Below are 2,293 nucleotides of genomic sequence, written 5' to 3'. Positions count from 1 at the left end.
TGCTGTAGAAACTGCTTTAGCCCAAACTTCTCGCTGTTCGTCTGGGGATAGAGTTGTTAAAGGTCTAACTTGGCGTTCGTTTGTCGGCAGAATTTTAATTTGTGATCCACGGGTCACATTTTCGGAAGTTTGTGATCCACAGGTAGCATCCTCAGAATTTTGTGATCCATGGGTCACATTTTCAGAAGTTTGTGATCCACAGGTAGCATCCTCAGAATTTTGTGATCCACGGGTCACATTTTCAGAAGTTTGTGATCCACAGGTAGCATCCTCAGAATTTTGTGATCCACGGGTCACATTTTCAGACCCTAGCATCACCAACTGTCATCACCAGTCGTTTGGGATTGGGGATAACCTCTGAATTATTTTGATCATGCGGCTTGATCTGTGACGACTGCATCCTCTTTTATCCCCAATAATTGATTAGCAGTTAAAACGCTTTGTTCAAACTCCTTCAACCAAGCTGAAACACGAGATTTGATGACAATGTTGGCTTCTTTATCCTCTAAAACTTGGCCAAAAGTTAAGTTTTTTTCATCTATATAGTCATAGGGTTTGAAAAACAAATCTGGCATTTTAATTTCCACTGCACCAGCAGCTAAAAGTTTAGTGCGAGTATCGGAATTGTCGTAGCGTTCAAATTTATCAGCTTCACCGTGAAACAGATTTTTTACAACTACATAATCAACGCGTTAGCGAAGCTCTCCGAAGGAATCGCCACAGTATTTGTGAAGAATTCGTAATATATTTACTGAATCTTTTACTCTAGATAATACACTCACCATTGTAACTCTGTATCCTAAGCCTTTGACAGTATCAAATACACCCAAGTCTTTCTCAAAATTCTCAAAAAACAGACCTGACTGGGCTGGTAAATCTACTAATACCAGTGGGGGAAGTTCTTTTTCTAAGTCTATTAGTAAGTCATCTGCACCACCTCTTGTAAAAATATCAAGTAGCTTGACTCCAGGTTGTGCTGAGTCGTAATGTCTATACAATTGGGCATTACGATGATCTGAGTCATAAGCTAAATACTTCAACTGTTTGTTGATATATAAATGTAGTAATCCCCTTGCAAATGTGGATTTACCTACACCTCCTTTATCTCCTGTGATAATTACTATTCTTCCTGTTGGATCAGTTTGATTTTCTACTGTTTGATTATCTGTTGTTGCCTGTTGATTTTGTGTAGTGTCTTCATTTGATTGATTCTGTTCGTTTTCATTCACGGTCATTTTCTTCCTTTTTCTAGTCATAAGTTAAGCTTTCAGTTGCTTGAATTCGCAAATGATTCAAAGTGAAAATAAATTTGCTGATCAATTTAGTTCAGTAGTTAATTTGAATTGTCAGTTTTATGTAAAACAATAATTCATTATTCGTACTTACATGGTTTAAAGTACCACTATTTTTTAAGTTTCTCAGTTTAGAATTATTGTTGTTTTCACCCTGTACCACTTTCAATTACGAATTATAAATTATCAATTATAATCGTAAATGACTTGTGTTGTAATCAAAATAGTAAAGTTAGAATGTTGAGTTTATGAGTAAAATTTTGATTCGCTGGAAATTGAACGAAGTTATGGCTAGACATCGGGTTAAAGGTAAAGACCTAGCTAACTATTTGGGTATAAGTGCTAATGCAGTATCGGCACTACGAAAAGCTGACATTATGCCAGAAATTGGAGGTAATAAGTGGGAACTCATCTGTTTAGGTATAAATGAATTGTCTAAAATTGATGAGACTATAACCCCATTGGACTTGATTGAATACATTCCTGGCAAATATAAATAGCTAGTAAGTCCAATAATGATTTTCAGGAAAATAAAAGTTATTGTTTATAGGATTAAATGGAAATGGAAATTAAATTAGGGATTAATATCAATGCAGACTATTCAAAGTATTTGTGATACTTAAATATCCTAAATAATAAATTAAATTATGCAATTAATATATTGATATGCTGAAATTCATTAAAAATAATATACAATTTTTTATTGAAATTTTTATTAAAAATTTTTGTAATAAAACTAAGTAAATTACTCACAAAACTATAAAAATGACAGCACCAGATATAAACAACACCAGAAATGTTGAATGTCGTTACAAAAGTTTACATATTCAGTTATAGTAGTCCTATTAAGGGTGAAAATATCAACATCTCATGATATCTTCCATCCAATGAACATAACTAATTTGTTGACACATACAAGCTTGAAGATAGCGGAATTTATCTAACATTTTATTACCCCATTCTTGAGGAACAGATACAAGTTGTAAAATTAGATAAGCGAT

The 2,293-nt window shown here is 33.6% G+C and carries 3 protein-coding genes and 1 pseudogene; 1 reads left to right on the top strand and 3 read right to left on the bottom strand.

The features are described 5' to 3' along the window. Positions 1 to 371 precede the first annotated feature (371 nt). Together PN497_RS25935 and PN497_RS25930 are read right to left on the bottom strand one after the other, a co-directional pair. Complete coding sequence (locus PN497_RS25935; RefSeq protein ID WP_409349333.1) at positions 372 to 575, bottom strand: hypothetical protein; 204 nt, start codon at positions 573 to 575, stop codon at positions 372 to 374. Positions 576 to 692: 117 nt separating this feature from the next. After that, positions 693 to 1,235 (bottom strand): ATP-binding protein, encoded by a 543-nt coding sequence (locus PN497_RS25930; protein WP_409349332.1) that lies wholly within the window; start codon positions 1,233 to 1,235, stop codon positions 693 to 695. A gap of 305 nt (positions 1,236 to 1,540) precedes the next feature. Between PN497_RS25930 and PN497_RS15670 the strand changes: the two genes are divergently transcribed. Then, positions 1,541 to 1,792 carry a helix-turn-helix domain-containing protein gene (locus tag PN497_RS15670; protein ID WP_096572447.1) on the top strand — a complete coding sequence of 84 codons (252 nt, stop codon included), beginning with the start codon at positions 1,541 to 1,543 and terminating at the stop codon, positions 1,790 to 1,792. 360 nt (positions 1,793 to 2,152) lie between these two features. Here the strand turns inward: PN497_RS15670 and PN497_RS15665 are convergent. Beyond that, a pseudogene (locus PN497_RS15665) lies at positions 2,153 to 2,293 on the bottom strand (IS4 family transposase); the annotation flags it as partial.

Origin of the sequence: Sphaerospermopsis kisseleviana CS-549, from assembly GCF_028329225.1 — a bacterium.
Lineage (GTDB): Bacteria > Cyanobacteriota > Cyanobacteriia > Cyanobacteriales > Nostocaceae > Sphaerospermopsis > Sphaerospermopsis kisseleviana.
Note: the sequence above shows the minus strand (reverse complement) of the source record. Positions and strands in the feature narration are given on the sequence as shown.

Excerpts from the sequence above, each read along its gene's own strand:
- PN497_RS25935 (WP_409349333.1), bottom strand. The coding sequence starts at position 575 with ATGCCAGATTTGTTTTTCAAACCCTATGACTATATAGATGAAAAAAAC.
- PN497_RS25930 (WP_409349332.1), bottom strand. The coding sequence starts at position 1,235 with ATGACCGTGAATGAAAACGAACAGAATCAATCAAATGAAGACACTACA.
- PN497_RS15670 (WP_096572447.1), top strand. The coding sequence starts at position 1,541 with ATGAGTAAAATTTTGATTCGCTGGAAATTGAACGAAGTTATGGCTAGA.